Below are 22,457 nucleotides of genomic sequence, written 5' to 3'. Positions count from 1 at the left end.
TTCCGCGAATTAGTGGACGCCAATCAACAGGCGGCGATGCCCCTGGCAATCCATTCGCGGGTATCCTTGGGGTCGATCACGGCATCGATTTCGGTCAGCGATGCGACATTGATCGCGCCGCCTTCCTCATAGGCTTTCGCGACCAACCGATCGAATAGCTCCTGACGCTCCGCCGGTGTTTCGGTGGCATCGAGCTCGGTCTTGTAGCCAAGTTCCACCCCGCCTTCGAGGCCCATCGGGCCGAATTCGCCGGTCGGCCAGGAGATCGCAAAGACCGGCTTGGTGAAGCCACCGCCCGACATGGCCATGGCGCCAAGGCCATAGCCCTTGCGCAAGGTAACGAAGAAAATCGGCGTCTCGAGCCGCGAGCCAGCGGAGATCAGGCTACCCGCGGCCCCCACCCCGCCCTGCTTCTCGCTATCGGGCCCGACCATGAAGCCGGGCGTATCGCATAGCGAAATGACCGGAAGATCGAGCTTGCCGCAAAGCGTGATGAAACTGGCCGCCTTGGCAGAGGCACCCGCATCCAGCGCGCCGCCCAGATGCATTGGATTGTTGGCGATCAGCCCCATCGGGTGACCTTCGATCCGCACCAGCCCGGTAATCATGCCGCCGCAGAAATCGGGCTTGAGTTCCAGGAAAGATCCGCTGTCCGCCAGCGTGTGGATCACCTTGTGAATGTCATAGACCCGCTTGCGGTTTTCGGGGATGGCGTGGCGCAGCAATCGCTGATCGGCCGCTTCCCAGCTTTCCGTCGGCCCCTGGAAATAGGATAACACCTGCCGCGCAAGGGCAGTCGCCTGTTCTTCGTCTTCGGCCACGATATCGAGCAGGCCGGTCTTTGCCTGAACCTCGGAGGGGCCGATTTCCTTGGGGCTGTATGCGCCAAGCCCGCCCGCTTCGACCATTGCCGGACCTCCCAGACCGATCCAGGAGTCCTTCGCAGCAATCTTGATGTCGCAACTCGCGAATACGGCGGCATTCCCGGCAAAGCAGAAGCCTGCATTTACCCCGATCCGAGGCTGGTCGATTTGAGCCAGCAGGCTGAAAGTCTTGATGTTCAGACCGCTGCGGATGATGTCATCGAAATCGTCATCATTGGGGCGCCCGCCGCCGCCTTCGGTATAGAACACCAACGGCAGGTCTTGCTCCAATGCGATTTCCAGAATGCGATCGGTCTTCTTGTGGCCAAAAATGCCCTGAGTGCCCGCCATCACCGTCGCATCATAGGCAAGCACCGCCACGCTGGATTTCCGCGAGCCAGGCATATCGCCGTTGACTGTGCCGATGCCGGTGATGATTCCGTCCGCAGGTGAGGCTTTGATCAGCGCCTCGACACCGCGTTTGCGCCGCTGTCCGGCAATGGCAAGCTGGCCATATTCGGCGAAGCTGCCCGGATCGCAGAGATCGGCGACGTTCTCGCGCGCGGTGCGCTGCCCGCGCGAACGGCGTCGCTCGACCGCTTCGGGCCGCGTAACGTCCAGAGTGGCATTGATCCGTTCCTGCAATCTGGCGAGATCGGGGCGGATGTGATCGAGATCTATCTCTTCTTCGGCCTTGCGGTCAGAACCGTCACTCTCGCCCTCTTCGACAAGCAGGATCGCCTGATGCGCGCCGACAAGATCGCCCGGCTCGCGGAGCAGGCGCAGCACGGTCCCGGCACTTTCTGCCCGGACTTCCTGCTGCATCTTCATCGCTTCGATCACCGCCAGGACATCGCCCGCCTGGAAGGTTGCACCCTCCTCCAGCTGCAGAGAAACCACCACGGCCTGCATTGGCGCGAGTACCGGCGTCGAACCCTCGGGATAGTCCTCTTCCACTGCGTGGGCGGCCTGCGCGTCGGCAGACGCATCCTCGAAATAGCGCGTGCGGCCGGTTTCAATCCCGCTTGCGACGATTTCCTTGAGTTTCGCTTCCACTCCGCTGACCGTGACGTCCCAATCGCGCAATTGCGGAAGTTCGAGCAGTGCCTGGAGGAAGGGGATGTTGGTTTCCAGCCCGCCAATGTGGAACTCCGACAGCGCGCGCACCGTGCGGTCCATCAGCGTTGCCAGATCGCCGCTGCGCGAATGGACGATCAGCTTGGCGAGCAGGGAATCGAAATTGGGATTGGTGGTGTAACCGCGATAGCCATAGCTATCGACGCGCACGCCCGGCCCGCTGGCCGGTTCGAATGCAGAGAGCTGGCCGCTCATCGGGACGACCGAACCGTCTGCTGCAATACTTTCCGAATTGATCCGCGCCTGCACGGCGTAGCCCAAAGGCTCGCCCACTGAATCCTGGCTCAGCCCGATGTCGGCCAGCGTTTCACCTGAGGCTACGCGTAGCTGAATCGCAACAAGGTCGAGCCCCAGCACCTCTTCTGTAACCGTGTGTTCGACCTGGATTCGCGGATTGGTCTCCATGAAGAAATATGCGTTCGCATCGCTGGCTTCGCAATCGACCAGAAACTCGACTGTCGCCAACCCCCTGAAATTGCACGCCTTACCGATCGCAACGGCGGATTGGAGCAAATTGGCGCGCAAATCGGAATCAAGCCTGGGTGCGGGCGCCAGTTCGATGATCTTCTGGTTGCGGCGCTGAACTGAACAGTCGCGTTCCCACAAGTGGATCACGTCATTCCCGTCGCCAACGATCTGCACTTCGATATGGCGCACGGCAGGAAGGAACCGTTCTGCGTAGAGCGCATCTTCGCCGAACGCCCCCAGCGCTTCGGCCCGGCATTGGTCGAAAGCGGCGTCAATCTCGCCGTCATTGCGCACGACGCGCATCCCGCGTCCGCCGCCGCCATTCACCGCCTTGAGCATAATGGGCGCGCCGCCCTGCGACTGGAAGAAGGCGCGCACGTCATCCGCCGAAGCTATGCCGTCCACGCCTTCGGTCACCGGCACATTGGCAGATTTGGCCAGAGCGCGGGCCAGGACCTTGTCGCCCTGCTGAGAGATCGTCTTCGCCAGAGGACCGACAAAGACAATGCCGTTCTCTTCGCAAGCCGCGGCAAAATCCATGCGTTCCGACAGCAGGCCATAGCCTGGATGAATGCTGTCGCAGCCGGTGCGCTTCGCGATCTTGATGATCTGTTCGAAATCGAGATAGGCAGCAACGCCGCGTCCCTCCAGCTCGACCGCTTCATCCGTATGCCGGACGTGAAGCGAACGGGCATCGTCGGGCGAATAGATCGCCAGCGTTTCCACACCCAGATCCGCCGCCGTGCGGGCAATGCGGATGGCGATTTCGCCGCGATTGGCAATGAGCAGTTTCTTCAACATGGCACGCCTTCCTGCGCGATGACCTCGCACGCTTTGGACGAAAGCGGATGGACCAATGCCCCAATCGCCTTTGCCCTGTCACTGGAAGCATTACCAATCAATGCCCGTTTCATCACGCCCTGAGCGATGGCTGCAAGGCGGAAGAAGGAAAAGGCCAGGTAGAATGTCCAGTTCTCGACGCCCGGCAAACCCATGCGGCGGCAATAGGCTTCGACATAGGCTTCCTCATCCGGCAGCCCCAGCGCGGCCCGATCGGCATCGCCAAACCCGCGCGCCACGTCGTCTGCCGGCATGCGCCATTGCATGCATTGATAGGCGAGGTCTGCAAACGGGTGGCCGAGCGTCGAAAGCTCCCAGTCGATCACCGCAAGCGCCCGAGGTGCGTCGGGCGCGAGCAGGACATTGTCCAGCCGGTAATCGCCATGGATCAGTGAGACCCGCCCGTCATCGGGCACCATGTTTACCCCCAGCCAGGCAATCAGCTCTTCCATCGCCGGGATCGTTTCCGTCTCGGACAGGCGATATTGCTTTTCCCAGCGGTGATACTGGCGTTCGAAATAGTTTCCTGGCTTGCCAAAATCACCAAGCCCTGACGCCTCGACATCGACACTGTGGATCGCCGCGAGCACACGGTTAAGGTCGTCGAAAATGGCGACCCGCTCGTCCCTGGAAAGGCCCGGCAAGGTCTGGTCCCAGAACACCCGGCCTTCGACATAATCCATGACGTAGAACATCGATCCGATGACGTCTTCGTCTTCACACAACACCAGTGGCGAAGCGACAGGCACATCGGTATGTTTGAGCGCCGAGAGCACGCGAAACTCACGATCCACCGCATGGGCGGATTTCAGCAAATCGCCGGGCGGCTTGCGTCGCAGGACATAGCGACCGCTATCAGCATTCAGCAGGAACGTGGGATTCGACTGTCCGCCGGGAAATTTCTCGGCGGAAGCGAGCCCGTGGAATCCGACCACGCGGCTCTCGAGATATGTCCCGAGTTGATCGATTGGCAGAGTGGAGATGCTCATCGGGCCGTTCGTTCGGCATCAGCGTGGAATTCGCGCACCAACTGACGCCCCAGCGCCATCATATGCACCTGGTCCGGCCCATCGGCCAAGCGGCACTGGCGGGCATAGTTGAACAGCTCGGCCAGCGGCAGATCTTCCGTCAGACCCTTGGCACCGTGGATCTGGATCGCACGATCAATCACGGTCTGCGCCATTGTCGGCGCGACGATCTTGATCGCCGCGATCAGGTCCTTGGCGGCCTTGTTGCCATATTTGTCCATCTTGGCCGCCGCCTTGAGAGTCAGCAGGCGCGCCTGCTCGATCTCGCAGAAAGACTTGGCGATATCCTCACGCACGGACTGATGCTGACTGAGCGTGCGGCCGAAGGTCATGCGGTTTTCAACGCGGTCGAGCATCAGCTCCAATGCCCGCTGTGCGCCGCCGATCAGTCGCATGCAATGGTGAATCCTGCCAGGGCCAAGACGCCCTTGCGCGATCTCAAATCCCCGTCCCTCGCCAAGCAGGATGTTTTCTGCCGGAACACGGACATTATCGAACAGGATTTCCGGTTCACCCAACGGAGCATCGTTGAAACCCAACGTGGAGAGCGAGCGGACGAAGGTTACGCCAGGCGTGTCGCGCGGAACCAGGATCATCGATTGCTGGCGATGTCGGTCTGCATTGACCGGATCGGTCTTGCCCATCACGATCAGGATCTCGCATTCGTCGCGCATCCCGCCTGTGGCGAACCACTTGCGGCCATTGATGACATATTCGTCATCGTCGCGTTGCATAGTGCAGGCGATATTGGAGGCATCGGAAGAGGCGACATCCGGCTCCGTCATGGCGAAAGCCGAACGGATATTTCCTTCAAGCAGGGGAGCTAGCCAGCGCGCCTTCTGCTCCTCCGTTCCGTAGAGATGGAGCGTTTCCATATTGCCGGAATCGGGCGCGTTGCAGTTGAAGATTTCAGCACACCACCAGACCTGTCCCATGATCTCGGCCAGCGGAGCATATTCGAGATTGGTCAATCCGGCTCCATGCTCCGGATCGGGCAGAAACAGGTTCCAGAGCCCAGCCTCGCGCGCAGCGGATTTCAGATCGGCAAAGAAAGGCGGCGCGACCCATAGTCTGTCGGTCGTCTCCATATGCTCGCGGAAGCTGTCTTCCCGAGGCAGAATGTGCCGATCCATGAAATCCTGCAGCTTGTCGCGCAGGGCTTCGACCTTTTGCGAATATTCAAAGTCCATACTGCATCTCGCTCGTTCGACCGGCTCTTGCCGGGCTGGCTACCTCGTTCCGGCAGCGACTAGTTCCCGGCGAGCCTTTCGTTGACGAGAGCACGCAGTTGCGGCTTCAAGACCTTGCCCGCGCCATTGCGTGGCAATTCGTCGAGTGTGATCAGTTTTGCCGGGACCTTGTACCTGGCAAGCTTGCCTGCGCAGTATTCCGCTAAATCGGAAGCGCTCAGCTGCGCGCCATTCTGAAGAACGGCCGCAGCGCAGCCGACCTCGCCCCATTTTTCGTCGGGCACGCCAACCACTGCCACTTCGGCAATCTGCTCCATCTGATAGAGCACGTTCTCGATCTCAGCCGGGTAGACGTTTTCACCGCCAGAAATGTACATGTCCTTCAGCCGGTCCTCGATATAGATATAGTCATCCGCATCGAGATAACCGATGTCACCTGAGCGGAGCCAACCATCGACGAAACACTCTTCATTGGCATCGGGTCGGTTCCAATAGCCTGGCGTGACGGATGCGCCGCGCATCCATAGTTCCCCCAGCTCGCCGGGGTCGGCATCCATATTGGTGCCATCCATGCGGACGGCTTTCACCTCAATATGCATTAGTGCGCGGCCAGCGGAACCTATCTTTTCGGGCAGGTCTTCCCGTTCGAGGATAGATATGCCTGCCGCCGTTTCGGTCATGCCATAGGCTTCCTGCACGAACACACCCCTGCCCAGCCACCACTCGACCAGCGTGTCGGGCACGGTTTCAGCGCCTGACACTGCAACCTGGATGGTGCCGAAGTCTGTCGTTGCGGACTTGGGATGGTCCCGCATCGCATTGAAGGCTGCGGGAACGGCAAGGAAATGCGTGATGCCGATTTGCCGATCATCGAACAGGTCCAGCGTCACTTCCGGATCGAATACACGCTGGATCACATTGGCCGCGCCAAAGTAGAGCGCCGGAAATGTAAAGCCGTTGATCGCTCCAATGTGAAACAGCGGCATCATCGCCAGATTCACGCAACGATTCGTAATCCTGGCGCGCAGGCCGACATTAAGTGCGGAATAGAACATCATCTGATGGGTGATGATCACACCCTTCGGCCTGCCGGTCGTACCTGACGAATGCATCAGCAGGCATATATCGGTCAGCGGCTGGTCGATTTCCTTGCGCAGGATCGGCACGGCCGCGGCAAGCATGTGCTCATAAGGCGTATCGCCGCCTACACCGTCTGTTTCGATCCAGTGTTCGACTGCCGTTACGCCCATGAGTTCGTCGGCAGTTGCAGCAAAATCAGTATCGAAGAACACTGCCTTGGGCTCGGCGTCGCCGATCAGGAATTCCAGCTCAGAAGGGATGAGCCGGAAGTTGAGCGCCAGGCAGATGGCGCCGATCCGCCAGCACCCACACATGATCTCGAGAATATCGCTCGAATTCTGCAGCAGGTAGCCGACTCTGTCGCCGGGCTTGATACCCAGTGCCTTCAGGCTGGCCGCAACCCGGCCGACCCGGTCGTTCATCTCGCGGAACGTGAATCGCCTGTCGCTTGCAACATCGAACTGTGCAAGGGCATTTGGCGATTGCAGGGCATGCCGCTCCACCCAGTCGATCGCCAGAACTTCTAGCGCTGCGGGCATTTCAGGCATGGAGGTACTTTGTGTCTTCACGTCTGCCACCTTCAGCATTCCATTCGGCCTCTAAAGTCCTTGGTCGATCATTTCTGGATGGGAATATCGATGTACGATGGAGTTTCCCCGCCTGTGCGCAGGCCGATAATCGCATCGGGGAAGCGCGGCGGTTCGGTATTGTCCTTGTCCGCTCCCATCACCACGATGCGAAGACGGTGACCCTTGTTGATCAGAATGGCCGTGGGATAGAGGAAGAATTCCAGTTCCACGGGTTCTCCGGGAGTCAGCATCTGCTCGTCTTCCTTGCGCGAGGGATGCCAGGGCAATCCGAAATTGTCCCACGGCGCCTGGCCGAGCTTGCGCAAGGAAGCACGAAGCATGCCTTCGGTGACGTAGCGCGAATTGCCATCGGCATCGACTTCCTCAAGCTGGACATGGATATCCATGTCCGGAGCGCTGGATGAAGCAATCAGCTTGATGATCGGCGCACCAATCACAGTCATGTCTTGCTCCAGCGGAGCGGTAGTAAAGGTGATCGAGCGCCGGCCGTTGGCGGTCATTTCAGGGTAATCGACCTTCCCGCCAGCGTTTGAGTCCCAACGTGTGGCTGTGCCAGTCGTGGTTTCGAGGTCGACAGGATAGTCGATCCGGCCAGCAGCTTCCGGCTTGGTCAGGCTCAATTGCTCGTCACGGGGCAGCTTGGGATCAGCGGTGCTGTCAGTGGTCAAGTAGTAACGGCTGCGCGGTGCGTCCCATGGGAAATCGTCGAAAGCCTTCCAGGTCCAGCTAGTCTGCGGCTGGTCGATAATTGAAAGGTGGACCGGCGGGCCATCCATCACGTGGTTGTCGATCCCCTTGAGCCAGTAATCGTACCAGCGCAGCGATTCCGTACCCAGAACACGCAGCCGGTCCTTCGCTTCCTCGGCGTTGGCCGTAACGTGCGGCCATGGGCCGATAGCGAGCTTCTGTGGCCCCTTGAAATTCTTGTAAAAAGTGAGGGTCGCCGGTGTATAGGGATCGAACCATCCGCCCCAGTGATAGATCGCCGGGTGAGCAGCGTTGATCTTGTCCATCACGGCCGATGGCATGTCCTTGTACCAGTCGAAACTCTTGTAGGTTGAATCGCGATAGGGCGATTGGCCAAGAGGCGTGATCGGATCGAAATTGCCCTGGTGTTCAGCAACGGCTTGCGCGGCGAGCACGCCATCGGGATCGTCGTCGACCGGGGACGGTTTCACCACCAGATCGAGGTCGTGAGTAGCGTTGCCCCAGGTTTCAATCATGTCCGACCGGTTGATGCCGCCCGTCTTCGCCGCATCGTAAAAGTCGTAATAGCCGTTCTCAGGTACAATGGCCTTGAGCGCCGGATGCCCCGTGCTCGCAGCCATATATTGCGTGATCCCCATATAAGAGAGGCCGTACATGCCGACATTGCCGTTGCTCCAGGGCTGCTTGGAGAACCAGTCGATGACGTCATAGGCGTCTTGCGTCTCCTTGACGCTGAAGAGACCCTCATAACGCCCGAACGATGCACCACCGCCACGAACGTTGACGACAGCAGCGACGTAGCCGTGCTTGACGAGATAGGGCAGGAACGAAGTGTCATATTCGACGCCCATGTCGATCCAGCGCACGCCATCCGCCCGACGGTGGTAGCGCGAATAGGTCCAGATTACGGGATAGGGTGTATCCACCGCCACGCCGTTGACAGCAGGCCGGCTGATATCGACCGCCAGCCGCGTCCCGTCACGCGTAGTGATATATTGCGAGGTTGAAACCCATTCGTCGTAGAGCTTGGGCGAGTAGCCACTATACTCTGCGAAGCGGGATATCTTTTCCTCGGTCGATGCCGGGCTGGCAGCACTCTCCATGCCCCCACTACCAGCCCGGACCTCGTCGACCTGTGTCGGAGAGGAAACGCATCCAGTCAAACCAACCACGATGCCAAGCGCGAACATCGTCTGGATAATCTTGGTTCGTATCGACATGACGTGTTTCCACTCCCGCCGCTTAGCGACGATTTCAGTTTTCAAGTTCGGGTTGCGACCCCCGAAGGACTCAATAATCGTATGACAGCGCTACCCCGATGGTCCGCGGTGCGTTCCAGTTCGAGTAGTTGTTGTTGATGCCGTCATCGAGCGTGCTGGTGCGATACTTTTTCTTGGTCAGGTTCTGACCCCAAAGCGCAACCTTCCAGCCGCTGCTTCCGGCCTGGAACAGTTCCAGCCTCGCATTGAGCAGTGCAACGCCCTTCTCACGCGAGTACGGCTCATTGCTGACCGACAGGAAATAGTCGCTCGTCCAGTTGAGCGTGACCTGCATCGCCGCATCGATCGAATTGCTGACAGGGAACTCGTATCGCGCCATGGAGTTGCTCGACCAGTGCGGCGCATGGTTGAGCTGGTTGCCCACAGTACTCACGATCTCGCCCAGGATATTGGTCGTACCCGATTCTACCGACAGACCAGTTTCGGCAATCTTCGTGACTTCGGTGTCGAGGTAGCCGAGCGCCGTGCGTAGAATGAGGCCAGGAACCGGCTTCCAGTCAAGCTCCAGTTCGGCACCCCAGGTTCTCACGTCACCCAGATTGGTGAGGCCCGAGAAGACTGCAGTCGAATTCGGATCAGGAGTACTGAGATTTCCCTGGAAGTTCTTGTAGTCATAGCGGAACACCGCACCGTTCAGGCGGAGATCGCCACTTGCCAGGGTCGATTTGAAACCCACTTCATAGGCAGTGTTGATTTCCGGCTCATAGGCGACAATTTCACCCGGGTCGAAGAAGAAACCACCGAAGAACCCGCCGGATTTGAAGCTACGACCGACACTTGCGTAAAGCAGCACATCGTCGAGCGGCTTGTAGTCGAGCGTCGCCTTCCAGGATGGCTCCTTCTTCCTGTAGTCGTTGTTGGTTCCCTCAACCAAGGGAATCTCACCGGTTTCGGGATTGTATCCCGCCAGCGCAGCACAACCACCAGGTCCAGTATCGGCAGGATCCAGCCCGAAGAGGAAACATGTCCAGGCGCCGTCATTAAGCAAGACGGTGCCGTCGCGGTATTTCTTCTTTTCGTCGGTATAGCGAAGGTCTGCAGTAAACTTCAGTTGATCGGTAATCTCGTAGGCAAGCTGGCCATATACCGACCAGGCTTTCGTATCCTGCTTGAATGACAGATTGCCGCATCCCGGGAAATAGACCCAGTCGAAGAGCAGACTCGAAGGGAATACGCACGTACGGAACGAATTGATCTTGTCATCGGCGTAGACACCGCCAACCATCCAGCTCAGCGGCCCACTGTCACCGGATACGAGGCGCAATTCCTGCGACCAGGATTTGATGTCGTCATTGTAGTAGGTGATGTAGTTATCATCGAGATTGCCATTGTTTACGCGCCCCATTGCGATGGCAAACGCGCTCCAGGCCGCCTCATCCTGACCCGGCCCAAGACCGCGCGATCCCGACCCATTCGGGTGAGCGAAACGCATCTTGGTGTAGTTGGTTATCGAAAGAAGATTGGCAAAACCGAGATCGAGATCGAGGTTCAGACCAATCGAGTCGAAGTTGTCGTCGAACTTTTTGACGCTTGATTCTTCCCCGCGATAGATCCCGTCCGGGGTCTTTCTGGTGGTGGTGATACAGGTGCTGTCCGGAATACCCGTCGCCAGGACTGACGGACAGAATGCTGGCGTCCCGTCAGCATTGTACGGAATGTTCATCGACGGGGAGAAGGGGAACAGGGGCCCCTCCCAGAAGACATTGGGGTCGAGATAGCCTTCCAGTTCGGGAATACCCACTTCGGATCTATCTTCACCATGCGTGTATCTGACAACCGCAGTCAGATTGTCAGTCGGACGCAGTTCCAGCGTGCCGCGCATCTGAAGCTTGTTTTTGCCGCCCTGATGCCGGTCAAGGAGCGTGTTGAAGTAATAGCCGTTACTGCTTTCCAGCTGCGCGGCGAACCGGAACGCAGCCATTTCACCAAGCGGCACGCTCACGCCGCCGCGAAAGTTGAGCATGCCATATGAACCAGCTTCGAATTCCGCATTGGCTTCAAGCGAATCGAAAGACGGGCGACGGGTCACCAGGTTGATCGCGCCACCGGTCGAGTTGCGTCCGTAGAGGCCGCCTTGAGGCCCCTTCAGGACTTCGATCCGTTCCATGTCGAACATGGCAAATGAACCATAGACCCCGAATGGCTGATAGACGTCATCGACAACCAAGGCAGTGGTTGGCGTATTGTTGGTATTGTAATCCTGCAGACCGACGCCGCGAATAACGAAAATGGGGATCGCGCTGTCACCCGAATCCGCCAGGCTCATGTTGGGAACGTTTTCTGTGAGGCTGGCCGCATCCCTGATGCGAAGCTGATCGAGCTGATCGGTTCCCAGTGCAGTGATCGAGATGCCAACGTCCTGCACGTTTTCACTACGCTTCTGCGCGGTAACGATGATGACATTGGCGTCCGCATCGTCTGCACTGACCGTATCTGCGGCGTCCTGCGCCATTGCAAAGGAAGGCATGGCCCCCGCCGCAGCAATTGCCAGGATCGATGTCGAAATCTTGGTGAAATTTGATGCCTTGTTCATGGCGCTCTCCCCGAATCCGTCAGATATTTTTCTGATTGCAAGGGTGTCGAACCCAACAAGCTGGTGCAAACGCAAACTTTTGAGTTATAAACCCAAAAATCTTGATGGTTACCCAAATATCGGGGCTAAGCGATGCTAAAGATTGATCATTTGCGCTATTTCGTGGCGGCAGCGGAGACCGGAAGTTTTCTTGCAGCAGCCTCCAGAGTTCGTATTTCGCCATCCTCGATTAGCTATGCGGTCGATTGCCTTGAGGACTCGCTCGGCACCGCATTGTTTGTGCGAAAAGCCGCTGCCGGCGTAGTGTTGACCAACGATGGCAATCGGCTGCTCAGGCGCGCCAAATCCTTGATCCACGAGATGGAGGATCTCGAAACACGCTTCGGCCGACATAGCGGTGGCCTGGTCGGAGATTTGGTCGTTGGATGCCAGGAAGGATTGACCTGGACCTTGGCCCCTCACGCGTTTTCGATCGTGAAACGAGACAATCCCGATCTCAACATATCGCTCAAGACAATCTGGCTGGATACGCGCTTCGCCTCGCTCGACAATGGCGAGGTCGATGTTCTGCTGACTTTCTTGATCGGAGAAAAGCCGCCGAAACATTACGCTTCGACGCTGCTTTGCCGTCCGCAAGTCTATGCTTTAATGCGAAAGGGGCATCCGCTGGACAATGGCAAACCTGTGGCCCTGCAGGATCTGGCAAACTACCCGCAAGTCCAGATGCAAGACGGCCCGGCCTTCGACTATTATTACAATATGTATCGCTCGATCGGCGCGGAACCGGTGGTCCAGACAGCCAGTAATGTCAGCATGTGCGCGCAGGCATTGATCGGACGAAGCGATGCCGTTTCCTTGCGTATCATGCGCCCATCTCACACAATCTCCCCCTTGGGCGACGAGATAGTCTATCCCTTGCTCACTGACCAGGTGACGTTGTCCAGCCTTTACGCAATTACCGTCAGCGACAAGAAGTTGGAGGCTGGAGACAAGCGCTACGAGTTTATCCAGGTCTGCAAGGAGCAGTTCGACAACGGCGAGATGAAGGCCAACTTCTACTACTGAGCCAGATCGACATTGCAGACTGTGAAAGCGTCCCTCACGCACACCAGCCGGCAGACCTCACACTACTGACCTGCACGTTTGCCTGCCGCCGGACGGACCGCGTCAATTCGGCCGTCTTGCTCTATTCTAAAAATGCGGTATGCTCATCCCCACAGACTCGAACAGAGCGGCTCGCTGGAGGGGATACGATGGCCTGGGATTTCGAAACCGACCCAGAGTTTCAGGAAAAGCTCGACTGGATGGACGAGTTTGTCCGCGAGAAGGTCGAGCCGCTTGGAATGCTGGAAATCCATCCATACGACGTGAAGAATCCCCAGAGAAATGCACTTGTACGTCCTCTGCAAGAGGAGGTTAAGGCCAGGGGACTTTGGGCATGCCATCTTGGGCCCGAGTTGGGGGGGCAAGGCTACGGCCAGGTGAAACTGGGCCTCATGAACGAAATTCTCGGCGGCGCCACCTTCGCTCCTATTGTGTTTGGATGCCAGGCGCCCGACACTGGCAATGCGGAGATTATCGCGCATTACGGCACACCGGAACAGAAAGAGCGGTATCTTGAGCCGCTGCTTGCCAACGAGATCGTCTCGGCCTTTTCGATGACCGAGCCGCAAGGCGGTTCGGACCCGACCAATTTCGTGACCAGCGCGAAACTCGACGGCAATCATTGGAAGATCAATGGCGAGAAATGGTTCTCGACGAATGGCAAGTGGGCCGATTTCCTGATCGTGATGGCTGTGACCGATCCGGATGCGCCACGGCATGAACGCATGAGCATGTTCATCGTGCCGGTCGACACTCCCGGTGTAGAGATCGTTCGCAATGTCGGCGTATATGGCCAGGAGCACGGGTCGGAGAGCTATGTCCGTTACACCGATGTCAGGGTTCCGGCCGATCACCTTCTCGGAAAACAGGGCGGCGCGTTCGCCATCTCACAAACACGGCTGGGTGGCGGACGCGTTCACCATGCCATGCGGACTGTAGGGAATTGCAGGCGCCTGCTCGATGCCATGAGCCGGCGAGCGGTCAGCCGCAAGACGCGCACGGGCACGATAGCCGATTTTCAGACTGTGCAGACGCAGATTGCCGACAGTTACATCGAACTTGAGCAGTTCAAGCTGTTCGTTCTCAAGACGGCATGGATGATCGACAAGCATCAGGACTACCTGAAGGTCCGCAAGGACATTGCAGCCATCAAGGCGCTGATGCCCAAAGTCTATCATGACATTGCAGCACGGTGCATCCACATCCACGGATCGCTGGGCGTATCGAATGAGATGCCTTTCGTTGGCAACCTCATCGGTTCCATGGTTATGGGCATCGCCGATGGACCGACCGAGGTTCACAAGGTCACAGTCGCGAAGCAGCATCTGCGCGCCTATCGCAATGTCGAGGATCCCATCTTTCCAGACTATTCATTGATCGAACGCCGGAAGAAGGCGCGTGCCATGTACGATCTGACAGAGGCATACGCCGAGGGCGCGAAATGAACGCGGTTGGAGAGTTGGCCATCGATACGGTCCAGAACGAGAACCGGATGACGCGGACAAATCGTCTGGCCTATGGCTTTGGAGCGGTGTCGATCGGCGTCAAGAATGCCGCCTTCACCACCTATTTGCTCCTGTATTACAATCAGGTGATCGGCGTACCGGCCGCGATTGTCTCGACTGCGATCGCACTGACGCTGCTTGTCGATGCCGTCGCGGATCCGTTCATCGGGCGATGGTCCGACATGACGCGTTCACGCCTGGGGCGACGGCATCCCTTCATCTTTGGCTCGGCCCTGCCCACAGCGACATTCTTTGTCCTTGCATGGTTCCCGCCCCAGGGCCTTACCGACATCCAGATGGGCTTCTGGATATTCGCGCTTGCCGCACTCACGCGAATGTCGATCAGCGCGTTCGAGATTCCGAGCTCGGCAATGAACCCTGAGCTTACCTCCGACTACGCCGAACGCACCAAACTGTTCTCGCTAAGATACTGGTTCGGCTACGCTGGCACGTTTGGCTTCACCGCATTCAGCCTGGCGGTGTTTTTTGTCGCCACCAGTGACCACCCGGTCGGTCAGCTCAATCCGGCAGGATACGAGAAGTTCGCCTTTGCGGGCGGAATCCTCATCTTGCTGGCAATTCTGGTTTGCGGATTTGGGACGAAAAACCGCATAGCTGACATGCGCCAGGCCGTGATCCCGGACGTACCGCTGGGCATTGCGGGCCATTTGAAAGAAATGTTCTCTGCATTCCGGCACCGCGCCTTTCTGGCGATCTTCGCGTTCGGAGTGTTCAAATACACTGCGATAGGGCTCTATAGCGCGACGACACTCTATTTCGGGACCTATGTCTTCAAGCTTTCCGCCGGTCAGCTTGCTCTACTCACATTTGACTCGCTTGTTGCCGCAACGATCGCAGCGCCATTGGCGCCGGTGTTTTCGCGTTGGCTGGGCAAACGCAAGACTTCGATGGCGATGGCGTTCTTTGGTATCTGCCTGGGAATCAGCCCGCTGGTCCTCACGCTCCTTGGAGTGTTCTTTCCGCCAGGCCATCCCCTGTTGCTGCCAACGCTTTTCACCATCGGGGCCTTGTACGGCTCCATGATTGCGACCTCGCTCATCAACACCAGCTCGATGCTTGCAGACGTCGTGGAGGATCACGCAGTCAACTCGGGCAAGCATAGCGCTGGCGTCTTCTTTTCCGCATCGAGCTTCATGCAGCAATGCTCGGCCGGGCTGGGCATATTTGTCGCAGGGCTCGTTCTCACCGCATCAGGTTTCCCGGAAAAGATCGATCCTGCGCTGGTAACGCCTGCAATGGAGCGCAGCTTGCTGATCCACTATATTCCGGTTTCTGTAGGGCTATGGAGCATTGGGTGCCTGTTCCTGCTCTTTTATCCTATTACCGAGGCCCGGCATCGTGAGAATGTAGCTCGATTGAGAGCGACCGAAGCCGAAGCACGTGAGCAAACAATTCGCGACGGCGGGTTCGGCGCTCCAGCCCGCTAAAATTGCATTTGAGGAGAGATTGATGGCCACGAAGATCGCCACCGAGGGGCATGGAGACGAAGGGGCATTTCGCGAAGAAGTCCGCCAGTTCCTGGCCGACAATTTTTCGCCGGAACTCAAGGGAAAGGGCAATGCCCTCGCCGGCGTAGAGGGCCCAAGCAAGGAGGGCCTTGCGGAAAAGGCCTGGCGTGAAGCGGTCGGATCGCGCGGCTGGGGCACTCCGACATGGCCAAAGGAATATGGCGGCGGTGGTTTGAACCGACGTGAAGCCGCAATCCTCAATGAAGAATTTGCCAAAGCCGGGGCCTACAATCCCATTGGCGGAATGGGCGTCATGATGTTCGGTCCAACGCTTCTCGAATACGGGAGCGAGGAACAGAAGCAGCAACACATCCCACCGATCTGCCGAGGCGAGATTCGATGGTGCCAGGGCTATAGCGAACCGAACGCGGGTTCCGACCTGGCGAACCTTCAGACAATCGCGGAAGACAAGGGAGACCACTACCTCGTCAACGGCCAGAAGACCTGGACCAGCGGCGGACAATGGGCTGACAAGTGCTTCTGCCTTGTGCGCACCGACAGGAGCGACAAGCACAAGGGCATCAGTTTCTTGCTGATCGATATGGACTCGCCGGGGGTCGAAGTTCGCCCGATCCAGATGATCAGCGGCATGAGCCCATTTTGCGAAACCTTCTTCACCGATGTGAAAGTCCCGAAAGAGAATCTCGTTGGCGAGGAAGGTCAAGGTTGGACGATCGGAAAACGTCTGCTCCAGCACGAGCGAACAAATCTGTCCGGCGGCGGAAGCATGGCCCGAATGATGGGCACGAGCCTGGCCGACATCGCGAAGAAGTATCAGGAAACAGATTCGGATGGCGAAATTGCGGACAAGGTCCTGCGCGACCGGATTGCAGATTTCGAGATTCGCTGGAGCGCGTTCCTGCTCACCGCCCGTCGTGCGACTGAGGAGAGCAAGGCCCAGGGAGGCGTTTCCGAGATCAGTTCGGTATTGAAAAAACTCGGCACAAAGCTCGGCCAGGAGCGAGCCGAATTGACGATCGAGATCATGGGCTTGCAAGGTCTCGGCTGGGAGGGCGAAGGCTTCTCCGCCACTGAGCTCGCCGGCGTGCGGGCATGGCTCTTTGGCAAGGCAACGACGATCTATGGCGGGTCGACGGAAATTCAGAACAATATCATCGCCAAGCGCGTGCTTGGCATGTTGGACCATCAGTAAGGGGGCGCGGGATCATGGCAGTTCTCAATGAAGAGCAGGAAATGCTGCGCGACATGGCGCGCAACTGGACGACCAACGAGAGTCCGGTAAGTGAGTTTCGCAAGGTCCGCGCCAAAGGCGATCCAGAGGCGTTCGACAGGTCCGCTTTTGCAGCCATGGCCGAAATGGGCTGGACCGGCGTCATTGTGCCCGAGGAATACGGCGGGTCCGACTTTGGCTGGCTGTCCGCTGGGCTTGTGATCGAGGAACTGGGCAAGACCCTGACTGCAAGCCCGCTCATTGCGACGACCATAGCAGCTTCGGCCATACTAATTGGCGGTAGCGAGGAGCAGAAGGCAAAGTGGCTCCCGGGAATCGTGAGCGGCGAGACGATTGCCACTCTCGCTATCGATGAAACCGCCAAACATGGGGGGGGCGACCTGGCGACCCAAGCGAGCGATGGCAAGTTGAGCGGTACCAAGGCATTCGTCCATGAGGCGCATGGGGCAGACCTGTTCGTCGTCGCGGCAAGAGATGGGCTGTATCTCGTCGAGAAGGGTGAAGGCGTCTCCCTTTCGACCCGCGCCTTGGCCGATCAACGCAGCCATGCCGAGGTCAACTTCGAATCTGCCGCTGCGGAGAAGCTGGCCAGCGGGGGTGAAGCCTTGTTGGACGAAGTGCTGGACCGTGCGCGTATCCTGACCGCTTGTGAAATGCTCGGCATGGCTCAAGCGATATTCGACATGACGCTCGACTATCTCAAGCAACGCGTTCAATTCAATCAGGTACTGGCGACGTTCCAGGCACTTCAACATCGCATGGCTGACCTCTTTGGCGACCTGGCCATGATGCGGTCGGCAGTCGAGGGCGGCCTGCAGGCACTGGACAGCGGTTTCGGCGTCCCGCGGGCAGCAGCGGTGGCAAAAGCCGAAGCAAATCGTGTGCTGCACCTGTTGAGCCGCGAAGGCATCCAGCTTCATGGCGGAATCGGTATGACTGACGAATACGACGTCGGCCTCTACCTCAAACGGTCCCGTGTGCTCGAAGCGAGCTGGGGATCGACCTCCCTGCTCAAGGACCGGTTCGCAAAGATCAACGGCTACTAATCTCTTGGATCCACTGGAGGATCCCGAGGGCACAGACATCTCGCCAGGCGCGCAACAGCGCGTCCTGGCCAGACATGCGCAATTTGTCGAAGAGAACCTGAAGCGAAATTTCCGCGCCAATTTCATTCACGGCGTACTTGGCATGACAGGCTTTCGCCTGATCTATGCGCCAACGATCATTCCAGCCTACCTCCTTCTCTTGACGGGCAGCACGGCAGCCGTCGGACTGGGAACGGCCTTGCTTCAGCTTGGTGCGACAATCAGTCCCATCGCAAGCGGCTCGAGGATCGAACATCGCAGCCATATCCTCCCCTATGCGATCCGGGTCGGATCGCTGATGAGAATGATGATCCTCGCCCTTGCCCTGTCGGCCTGGTTTCTGACCGGGAACCTGTTGCTGGTGGCGACCTTCGCCTGTTTTCTGCTGCTGGGCTTCTTCACCGGTGCACAGCGCGTCGCCTTTCAGATGCTAATGAGCAAGCTCATTCCGCTCAGCAGGCGCGGCCGATTGCAGGGATATCGGAACTTTGCCGGTGGTTTGATCGCGGCGGTTCTGGCGTGGTTCGCGGGCAACTACTTCATTGCAGATTCATGGCTGGGCAATGGCTACGCCACGACGTTCCTGTTTGCATTTGTACTGACAAGTGCCGGCCTGGTCGTCCTGAAGACCATGATTCGCGAGCCGCCTGCGCCGATCTCCCGTCCGGAAATGCGGTTGATCGATCGCGTTCGGCAGTTTCCCGAACTGCTCTCAGACCGCGATTTTGCCGCATTCCTTTGGGTGCAGAGCTTTTCGACAGGGGCCCGCGTGGGGGCTCCATTCTGGACTGTCTACGCGGGACAACTCTTGGGGCTCGATGGCGCGTTGATCGGGGGGCTCAGCTTCGTCTTTCTCGGGTCCGACACCGTGTCCAATGTATTCTGGGGGCCGCTGGGCGACCGCTACGGGTTCAAGCTGGTCTATACTGGCGCCCTGCTGTGCACAGTCGCTGGAATATTGTTCCTAATCTTCGGCGGCAGCGAGATTCCGATCTACACCGCCTTCATATTGCTGGGGTTTGGCGGTTCCGGCTGGATGCTGGCATCTGCGACAATGGTGCTCGAATTCGGAAATCTCGAAGATACGCCCATGCGGCTCGGACTTGTAACGACAGTCGAAGGAGCGATTGCGGCTACGGGCCCGATCTTCGCCGGCCTCATGGTCGCAACTTTCGGCTTCGCTCCGCTGTTTGCAATCGTACTCGCCGCAGTCTGCCTCGCGCTCGGCATATTGGTCCTGCGAGTTGAAGAACCACGCAAGCGTCAGCGAACGCCCCTATAAATCGATTTCTGCCAGCAGCCCTCTTGTCAGGCTGGAGGCATAGGTTGCGATTGCTGCATCCCTATCTTCGAAGCGCCCCGCCCACTTGCGCGCTTCGTACGCCGCATTGAGCGTCGACATGATGACCTGGCTGGCGACAAGCGGATCGACTGGACGCACCGAACCGTCAGCGATTCCGTCAATCAGCATCCCTGCAAAACGTCGAGCGAGTCGGTTGGACCGCGTGACCACGTCAACCTTCTGCTCGCTTGCGAGCGCCTGCAGCGCAGTCGTTCGCAATAGCGGCATTGGGTCATGGAATTGCAGGTCGAGCAGCTCTGCAAAAACGCTGCAGAACTTCGCCCAGTAGTTTGCATCCATCCTCAGCCCGGCCATCTGGACAGCCGAAAGCCGATCATAACTCCGCTGGAAACAAGCCAGGACCAGCTCGTCCTTGGCGTCATGATGGTGGTAGAAGCTTCCCTTGGTCACGTTCAGCTCTTCTGCAATCCGGTTGACCGAGGCCCCCCGGTAGCCCAGCTGGTTGATGAGAACTGTGGCGGCCCGCAGGAATTCTTCGTTCTGGGACGGAACCTCTCCTTCAACCGTTCGCCAGTCACCGGCTTCAAAGGGATGTGGGTGCCAGTCTCCTTGCTGCGCAGGTATTCCGTTGGCGAGGATATCGAACAGCCGCTCCTCGACCCGCGGAAAATCCAGCGAGGAATAACGCAGCGACCAGACCGGCCACCACATCATCGCTTCGAGCAGGACATGAGCGCGCACGGTCAGAATTGCCCGCGCGCCCGGCGTTTCGCCCGTCCCGAAGAACTGGCGAACGTGCTCAACGACATTGCTGTAGCGATCCAGGAGCGGCGCCTGGACTTCCCGATCCAGCGTACGGATTTCGGACAACGCGGTGATCAAACCGCGTTCCCCTCTCCTTATGCGCGTGCGCAGATCGACGTGCAGCGCAATATACTTGCGTAAACGGGATTCAGGATCGGGTTCGGCAAGGGCTTCCTTCGCCATTGCCTCCATCAATCCCAGCGTTTCCTCATAGACGGCGACTGCCAGCAAGTCCTTGCGGGGAAAGTAGTAGGTTATGCTTGTGGCATTCAGCCCGATGGCGCGCGCTACATCGGAGAGAGTCGTCGCCTGTAGCCCGACCTCATTAATGAGGACCGACGCCGCATGGACAATTGCCGAACGTTTCTCACCGAACTTCTTTGTCACAATGTTCTTGCTGACCACGGTTCCCCACTTCCCGGATCGTTACATCAGTCTCTTAACTCGCGCTACTGCACTTGCTGATCCATCCTCAGAACAATTGCGCCAGATCCTTCTTCAATATTTTTCCGTTGGCGTTGCGCGGCAAAACATCGGCGCTGAACACAATTCGCTCGGGAATCTTGAACCTGGCCAGCCGCGCGCCGACCCAAGCCTGCAATTCCGCTTCCGTCGCGGTCTCGCCAGGTGTCAGATGGACCACGGCTGCCGGTACCTCGCCAAGCTGTTTGTGTGGCAACCCGATCAAGGCCGCGTCCATGACCGCAGGATGATCGTAGAGGACATTCTCGACTTCCGACGAGTAGATGTTCTCTCCACCGCGAATGACCATGTCCTTGGCCCGATCAGCGATGTAGCAGAATCCCTCTTCGTCCAAACGCGCAAGATCTCCGGTCTTGACCCAACCGTCGATAAAGGTCTCGGCAGTTGCCTCCGGATTGTTCCAATAGCCTTTGACGACCATCGGACCTTTCGCCCACAGTTCGCCGATCTCACCGGTCGGCATTTCCCTGGTTCCGTCTTCACTCATGATCTTCAGATCGGCTACGGCGACAGGCGGCCCACAGCTATCGGGTCGATTCAGGTAATCCTCCGATGAATGGCCGGTTACGGTGGCCATTGTCTCGGTCATTCCCCAACCATTGCCTGGAAGCGCGCCGAAGACCTCCCGTATCTTGCGCACAAGCTCAGGTGCAGAAGGAGCGCCGCCATACCCAATCGCCTCGAGGCTCGACAGATCGTAGTTCTTTCGTTCGGGATGCTCGATTAACTGCCAGGCGATGGTTGGCACGCCTCCGGTTGCGTTGACCTTTTCCCGCTCGATAATCTTGAATGCTTCGACGGGATCCCATTTGTGCATGAAAATTATGGTGTTACCCGCCGCAACATTCCCCATCAGGCCTGCCGAACAAGCGGTCACGTGAAACAGCGGAATGACCGTCAGGCCCGTCTTCTTCACCGGGTCGGGTATCTGCTCGCCGCGCCGCAGCACGGCACAGGCTGCATTGTAGCCGCTTGAGAGTATATTGGTGCACAGATTGCGATGCGTACCCAGGGCCCCCTTGGGTTTCCCGGTTGTGCCGCTGGTGTAGAAGATCGTGGCATCGTCTTCCGGCCCAATCTCCACTTCCGGCAACCCGTTTTCAGGAAGTGATGCGTAGTCCTTCGGCGTACCGATCAGGGTTTCGAGCGATACCGTTCCGTCGCCATCCTCAGCCCTCCGCGATACGAAAACGGTCTCGAGGTCCGGGCATTCATCACGGAGTGGAGCAATCCTCTCCCAACGTTCGTCATCGCAAACAAGGAGCTTCGTCCCCGAGTCCTTGAGTCCATAGGCGAGCTCGGCACTGGTCCACCAGGCGTTGAGGGGTACGCAAATGGCACCGATCGTTACTGCTGCGAAGAACACCACTGGCCATTCCGGGAGATTGCGCATGGCCAAAGCGACGCGATCGCCCTTCTTTATGCCGCACTTCTGGAACTCATGGGCCAACGCCGCGACAGCACGAAACCAAGCGTCATAGGTCACGCGTTCGTCATGATAGATCACGAACTCACGTTCGCCATACATACGGGCGAGCAATGCAATCGCGCGCAAGTTCGGCGGGGCATTCTTCCACACACGGGTTTGCACGCCGCGGATATCGATCGTCTCCATCTCGAATCTTTGACCCGGAGCCGTGAGACGCGCCTTGCACTCATCGCGGCTGATCGCAGGCCAGCCTTCGGGCGGGACCCAACCGATTGCGGAAGCGATGTCCATTTTCTGCGATGCCAT

Annotated in this window: 14 protein-coding genes; 6 read left to right on the top strand and 8 right to left on the bottom strand. The window is 58.3% G+C overall.

The window, feature by feature from the left end:
• Positions 1–23: 23 nt before the first annotated feature.
• The 6 genes from ACQY6C_RS04795 to ACQY6C_RS04770 all read right to left on the bottom strand — a co-directional run bounded on the left by ACQY6C_RS04795 (position 24) and on the right by ACQY6C_RS04770 (position 11,717).
• Positions 24–3,269 carry a carboxyl transferase domain-containing protein gene (locus ACQY6C_RS04795; RefSeq protein ID WP_427965493.1) on the bottom strand — a complete coding sequence of 1,082 codons (3,246 nt, stop codon included), beginning with the start codon at positions 3,267–3,269 and terminating at the stop codon, positions 24–26.
• On the bottom strand, positions 3,263–4,297 hold the full coding sequence (locus tag ACQY6C_RS04790; protein WP_427965490.1) for a phosphotransferase family protein: 1,035 nt from the start codon (positions 4,295–4,297) through the stop codon (positions 3,263–3,265). Before ACQY6C_RS04790 ends, ACQY6C_RS04795 begins: the two co-directional genes overlap by 7 nt.
• A complete protein-coding gene (locus ACQY6C_RS04785; RefSeq protein WP_427965488.1) occupies positions 4,294–5,526 on the bottom strand; it encodes an acyl-CoA dehydrogenase family protein in 1,233 nt (410 codons plus the stop codon). The genes ACQY6C_RS04790 and ACQY6C_RS04785 overlap by 4 nt, the downstream gene beginning before the upstream one ends.
• Before the next feature lie 59 nt (positions 5,527–5,585).
• A complete protein-coding gene (locus ACQY6C_RS04780) occupies positions 5,586–7,175 on the bottom strand; it encodes an acyl-CoA synthetase (protein ID WP_427965485.1) in 1,590 nt (529 codons plus the stop codon).
• A 47-nt stretch (positions 7,176–7,222) separates the two neighbouring features.
• Positions 7,223–9,124 (bottom strand): CocE/NonD family hydrolase, encoded by a 1,902-nt coding sequence (locus ACQY6C_RS04775; RefSeq protein ID WP_427965482.1) that lies wholly within the window; start codon positions 9,122–9,124, stop codon positions 7,223–7,225.
• A 70-nt stretch (positions 9,125–9,194) separates the two neighbouring features.
• Entirely contained in the window at positions 9,195–11,717 is a 2,523-nt protein-coding gene (locus ACQY6C_RS04770) for a TonB-dependent receptor (RefSeq protein ID WP_427965479.1), read from the bottom strand.
• A gap of 132 nt (positions 11,718–11,849) precedes the next feature.
• On the opposite strand from ACQY6C_RS04770, the gene ACQY6C_RS04765 reads away from it, so the two are divergent.
• The 6 genes from ACQY6C_RS04765 (at position 11,850) to ACQY6C_RS04740 (ending at position 19,414) form a co-directional block, all read left to right on the top strand.
• Complete coding sequence (locus ACQY6C_RS04765; RefSeq protein WP_427965476.1) at positions 11,850–12,782, top strand: LysR family transcriptional regulator; 933 nt, start codon at positions 11,850–11,852, stop codon at positions 12,780–12,782.
• 188 nt (positions 12,783–12,970) lie between these two features.
• Entirely contained in the window at positions 12,971–14,266 is a 1,296-nt protein-coding gene (locus ACQY6C_RS04760; protein WP_427965473.1) for an acyl-CoA dehydrogenase family protein, read from the top strand.
• The gene (locus ACQY6C_RS04755; protein WP_427965470.1) at positions 14,263–15,774 is read left to right on the top strand and encodes an MFS transporter; all 1,512 of its coding nucleotides are present in this window, start codon (positions 14,263–14,265) and stop codon (positions 15,772–15,774) included. The genes ACQY6C_RS04760 and ACQY6C_RS04755 overlap by 4 nt, the downstream gene beginning before the upstream one ends.
• Positions 15,775–15,796: 22 nt before the next feature.
• On the top strand, positions 15,797–17,008 hold the full coding sequence (locus ACQY6C_RS04750; RefSeq protein ID WP_427965467.1) for an acyl-CoA dehydrogenase family protein: 1,212 nt from the start codon (positions 15,797–15,799) through the stop codon (positions 17,006–17,008).
• 14 nt (positions 17,009–17,022) lie between these two features.
• A complete protein-coding gene (locus ACQY6C_RS04745) occupies positions 17,023–18,093 on the top strand; it encodes an acyl-CoA dehydrogenase family protein (RefSeq protein ID WP_427965464.1) in 1,071 nt (356 codons plus the stop codon).
• A 4-nt stretch (positions 18,094–18,097) separates the two neighbouring features.
• Complete coding sequence (locus tag ACQY6C_RS04740; protein WP_427965461.1) at positions 18,098–19,414, top strand: MFS transporter; 1,317 nt, start codon at positions 18,098–18,100, stop codon at positions 19,412–19,414.
• On the opposite strand, the gene ACQY6C_RS04735 is transcribed toward ACQY6C_RS04740, so the two are convergent.
• Complete coding sequence (locus tag ACQY6C_RS04735) at positions 19,409–20,626, bottom strand: TetR/AcrR family transcriptional regulator (protein WP_427965458.1); 1,218 nt, start codon at positions 20,624–20,626, stop codon at positions 19,409–19,411. The genes ACQY6C_RS04740 and ACQY6C_RS04735 overlap by 6 nt on opposite strands.
• A gap of 85 nt (positions 20,627–20,711) precedes the next feature.
• Positions 20,712–22,457 carry a class I adenylate-forming enzyme family protein gene (locus tag ACQY6C_RS04730; protein WP_427965455.1) on the bottom strand — a complete coding sequence of 582 codons (1,746 nt, stop codon included), beginning with the start codon at positions 22,455–22,457 and terminating at the stop codon, positions 20,712–20,714.

The sequence above is a fragment of the Altererythrobacter sp. genome (assembly GCF_050299635.1).
Lineage (GTDB): Bacteria > Pseudomonadota > Alphaproteobacteria > Sphingomonadales > Sphingomonadaceae > Erythrobacter.
This window is presented reverse-complemented; position numbering and strand designations above follow the sequence as displayed.

Bases quoted from the DNA above. Each gene is read 5' to 3' on its own strand.
- ACQY6C_RS04795 (WP_427965493.1), bottom strand. From the start codon at position 3,269: ATGTTGAAGAAACTGCTCATTGCCAATCGCGGCGAAATCGCCATCCGC.
- ACQY6C_RS04790 (WP_427965490.1), bottom strand. From the start codon at position 4,297: ATGAGCATCTCCACTCTGCCAATCGATCAACTCGGGACATATCTCGAG.
- ACQY6C_RS04785 (WP_427965488.1), bottom strand. From the start codon at position 5,526: ATGGACTTTGAATATTCGCAAAAGGTCGAAGCCCTGCGCGACAAGCTG.
- ACQY6C_RS04775 (WP_427965482.1), bottom strand. From the start codon at position 9,124: ATGTCGATACGAACCAAGATTATCCAGACGATGTTCGCGCTTGGCATC.
- ACQY6C_RS04770 (WP_427965479.1), bottom strand. From the start codon at position 11,717: ATGAACAAGGCATCAAATTTCACCAAGATTTCGACATCGATCCTGGCA.
- ACQY6C_RS04765 (WP_427965476.1), top strand. From the start codon at position 11,850: ATGCTAAAGATTGATCATTTGCGCTATTTCGTGGCGGCAGCGGAGACC.
- ACQY6C_RS04760 (WP_427965473.1), top strand. From the start codon at position 12,971: ATGGCCTGGGATTTCGAAACCGACCCAGAGTTTCAGGAAAAGCTCGAC.
- ACQY6C_RS04755 (WP_427965470.1), top strand. From the start codon at position 14,263: ATGAACGCGGTTGGAGAGTTGGCCATCGATACGGTCCAGAACGAGAAC.
- ACQY6C_RS04750 (WP_427965467.1), top strand. From the start codon at position 15,797: ATGGCCACGAAGATCGCCACCGAGGGGCATGGAGACGAAGGGGCATTT.
- ACQY6C_RS04745 (WP_427965464.1), top strand. From the start codon at position 17,023: ATGGCAGTTCTCAATGAAGAGCAGGAAATGCTGCGCGACATGGCGCGC.
- ACQY6C_RS04730 (WP_427965455.1), bottom strand. From the start codon at position 22,457: ATGGCATCGCAGAAAATGGACATCGCTTCCGCAATCGGTTGGGTCCCG.